The sequence below is a fragment of the Mesorhizobium sp. PL10 genome, assembly GCF_053714315.1.
Window position 1 is genome coordinate 1 of record NZ_JBSKBR010000089.1, and the last position, 4029, is coordinate 4029.

3 protein-coding genes and 1 pseudogene are annotated in these 4029 nt (G+C 55.6%); all 4 read right to left on the reverse strand.

Features of this window, described 5'->3' with window-relative positions; all coding sequences use genetic code 11:
* Positions 1–1130 (reverse strand): O-acetylhomoserine aminocarboxypropyltransferase/cysteine synthase family protein (locus ACWGTO_RS32835; RefSeq protein ID WP_454578860.1); only part of this gene is annotated, 1130 nt, incomplete at its 3' end.
* Positions 1131–1172: 42 nt separating this feature from the next.
* Positions 1173–2258 carry a fatty acid desaturase gene (locus ACWGTO_RS32840; RefSeq protein WP_454578861.1) on the reverse strand — a complete coding sequence of 362 codons (1086 nt, stop codon included), beginning with the start codon at positions 2256–2258 and terminating at the stop codon, positions 1173–1175.
* A gap of 29 nt (positions 2259–2287) precedes the next feature.
* Positions 2288–3451 (reverse strand): histidine decarboxylase, encoded by a 1164-nt coding sequence (locus tag ACWGTO_RS32845; RefSeq protein WP_454578862.1) that lies wholly within the window; start codon positions 3449–3451, stop codon positions 2288–2290.
* Positions 3452–3622: 171 nt separating this feature from the next.
* Positions 3623–4029 (reverse strand): annotated as a pseudogene (locus tag ACWGTO_RS32850) (hypothetical protein); the annotation flags it as partial.

The window sequence follows — 4029 nt, forward strand, 5'->3', positions numbered from 1 at the left end:
CGGCGGCCGGCATCGATACCGCCGACGATCTCGAAAACGATCATCGGGCCGCCATAGTCGCCCATGTTCTGCTCGGCGCGACGCCGTTCCAGCATTCCGCCAAAACTCGGATAGGTCACGTCGAGGACGTTCCGATGCTCCTTGAGATATTCAGCGACGCGGCGGGCATTGGAGCAATGTCGCGGCATTCGCAATGGCAGCGTCTCCAGGCCCTGGATGCAGAGAAACGATGCGAATGGTGATGGACAGGGGCCGAAGTCACGCATGAGCGTATTGCGCATCTTGAGCAGGAACGGGCTGGCTCCATAGGGACCGGGCAGATCACGCGCCGCCTCGAGCCAACGGATATTGCCATGGGAAATATCAGGGCGCGTCATCAACGGAAATCGTTCGGAATAGGCGTCCCAATCAAAGGTGCCGCCATCCACAACAACGCCACCAATGGTGGTGCCGTGGCCGCAGATGTATTTTGACGTGGAGTGCAAGGTCACATGCGCGCCGAGCTCAAGCGGACGTGTGATGAGAGGGGTCATTGTGTTGTCGATGATAAGCGCAATGCCTATTTCATCTGCGATCACGCCGACCTCCGCGATCGGGAAGGGCGTGAGTTTCGGATTGGGCAATGCTTCGGCAAACCAACAACGCGTACGGTCGTCTGAGGCTTCGCGGAAACGTTTAGGATCGCTCGGATCGACGAAACGCGTTTCGATCCCGAGCCTTTGAAAGGTATTAGAAAGCAGATTGATTGTCCCGCCATACAGATGAGCGGAACTCACAATGTTGTCCCCCGCGGCCGCAATATTCAAAATGGCGAGCATAATCGCGGCCTGGCCCGACGACGTCGCCAAAGCCGCGACGCCGCCCTCCAGAGAAGCAACGCGCTGCTCGAATATATCCGTCGTCGGGTTCATCAACCGCGAATAGGTGCGTCCCTCGCTGCGCAGATCAAACACGTCTGACGCGTGGTCAATAGATTCAAAAGCATAGGCGTTCGAGAGATAGATCGGCACCGTCGTCGCGAGCGTTGTCGGATCGTAACGGTAGCTGCCGTGAAGAACCGCCGTCTCGACGTGCAACGCTGACGTCAAAACGGGTTGTGTTGTGGCGGCATTTCTCTGGGTCTTGGTCAAAATTGATTGTCTCCGGAATCTGTTCTTCTCGAGAATTGGCGCTTAGGCCGGCAACGGCGCGCTTTCGATGAAGCGCTTCCGATTCTGGTCCCTGATCAGCTTCAGAATGGAAGGTTCACCATTTGGGCCAGACTGAAATATCCCGCCCGTCTCGGAGCAGTGCGCCGCATATTCGGAATCGCGCATGCGGATGGCGTGCGCCTCGGGTAGTCGCCAGAATGGGGTGGTTGGATCGAGGTGATGATCGAGATGATAGTTGTCGTTGTTGATCCCCGTCAGCCACTTCTCGATGTTCCGGCTTTGACGGTTTCGCGCCATATGCAGGTTGACGTGCTGGTTGTCGATGGAGCTGCAATGCTCGGACATCTCGATGAACCATCCGATGATATGGAACGAGGTGAGATAGGGAACGCCCCAGAGAAGAAGGAATTCCGGGAAGTAGCCGGAGGCCAGACCCGCCGCGGCAATAGACGCCCAGAATGCGTAGAAGCCCCAGCGATCGAATTCATAGCGCCACCCTTCTCCACGCGGAACCCGCGTGGCGCTCTCCTTGCCAGAAAGGGAAGCGACAATCACCTGGTATCTGTTACGTACCAGATACTTCAAATATGCGTAGGTTTTCGATCCGAGTAACGGAAGAATAATTATCTTATAGACAAAAGAACGATCCGTCAGCGGTGTGAATACACCTTCATTTATAAAGAACTCTAGGTCGGGATCGGCGTCGGCTCTGCCAAGGAAGGGGTGATGACTATGGACATGAGACTGCTTGTAGGCAAAGTGGCGCTGAAAGATCGGCCAGGCGGTTGGCCACGTGCCGAGCAGGAAGTTCAGAAAACGATTCTTTGTCAGAACGCCGTGCGCGGAATCGTGCAAAATGGTGGAAATGCCCCTCTGATGCGCGCCGATCATGATTACCGCGAGAGGATAGAACCACCAGCTTACATCAACGACCAGCCACACAAGGGTAGCGATCACCGCATAGTCCTTCACGATGTAAAGTGGGCCATGCCAATTGTCAGTCGCAAGAGCCTTGATGTCACGGGTGATGTATCGATCGAAGCGATGGTGCGTATAGCGATCAGGCGCTTCAATACCATTGTAGAGAGGTTGAGCATGACTGTTCATGAAAATACCTATTGCTTGATATTGAAGCGCTATTCCGCCGCATAGGCCTCGACGAAACGCTCGATAAGATCGGCTTTGACGTTTGGCATAACGATCGCGTGGGCCAGATCGCCATGGCATGCAAGCTGGTATTCGGCCACGAGCCTCTCGGACGGTTTCGGAAACACAACTGTCAACGACCATGGGTTGAGCAGCACCGGGACGCCCGCAGAGCGAAGTGCTTCCGCAAAACCTTCGGCGCGTTTGATGCAGGCCAGGGCGCTCTTGCGGAAACCGGCAACGCCGAGATGCATCAGCCGGTACCAGATCGCAAGAACGGCGTGGCCGTTTCGCGATCCCATCAGGGTTGTATCGTCAGAGCGCAGATAGCTGACGACGGAAGCAACGTGACTGACATGATCACGACGGGCGACGAGAATGCCGCAGGGCATCGGCGTACCGATCATCTTGTGACCTGAGGTCGAAATGCTGTCGATACCATGTCGAAAAGACGGGCGGATGCCGGCGTGTACGTCGTCTGCGAAGGGAAGAACCATTGCATTCAGGGCCCCGTCGACGTGCACGAAGCGGCGGTTCGGATCGATACCGGCCTGGTTCAGAACGCTGATGCAGGAGGCGATATCGTCATGCGCCCCTTTCATGGTCGTTCCACAGGTCAATGCGAGAATGATGCTGCGATGCCGATTTGCGTGAACAACCTCGGCCAGAGGATCTAAGGCGATCGTGCCGGACTCATCAGCCCCGCATGAAAAAGCCTCGATTCGGAGAATTCTTGCCGCCTTTGGAAGCGAGTAGTGCGCCTCTTCTGAGTGTATCAGAACAGGATCATCAAGGGTCTCGCGGGCAAGGTAGATCGCCCATAGATTGCCTTCAGTTCCACTTGCGCCCACTGTTCCCCAGGATCCTTCCGGATCTGCGCAGTCCCAGACCCGCATGGTCCATTCGACCACTTCCCGCTCCAGGTCACAGACTTCTGTCGCGTAGTGAGACCCAGCATATGGATCGCCCAGGTTATTTATCAGGAATTTGTTGAACTGAGATATCGGCCCTGCATCGAAGTCCAAATTGTAGGGATATCCGATGTGCTTAGCTCGCCTATCGGAGAATTTATTACTGAGATACTGAAGTCGTTCACCAATGTCATTCCAGTCAGAAACGGTACTCTCAATCTCGTGTGCACAGGATTTGCTCATGTGATAAACCGCCAAACTTGTTTTCAACCAGAACTACACCATGGAACACTTTTTGTGCTATCGTTATTGTGTACCGTGACACTTTTGGATGCCACATGCTGTTGAAGTCGCCTTGGGTACCTAGGCTCGCCGCAGGCAACGAGCCGATCTATCAACGCCTTGCCATTGCGATCACGGACGACTTAAGCAGTGGCAAAGTCGAACCCAACAAAGCCGAGTTCCACACTTGGGTTCGATGCGGAGCTTTTCGGCACGTTGACCCGTGCTCGCGCTCCACAGCAGACCGAAATCGTCCGACAGCTGCGTCAACATTTCAAATCGCATGTCGATCCAGCTGCTATGAAACCACTTATCGAGAGACACCCATGTTCCGTCCCGCAGCTCGTAACCGCCCTGGCCTAGGCGGCGGGCGGCTTCGGTGAGCTCCGAACCCTGATGGATGCCAACAAGGCTGGTCTCCTGCCCGCTCGCAGCGGTCGCGCTGACCAACATTGCCATTACGAACGGGACGAAACCCGCCGCCAACCGAATGCACTTCTGCAACGCCGTCATTGCAGTCGGCAGCCAAACTCCGGTCG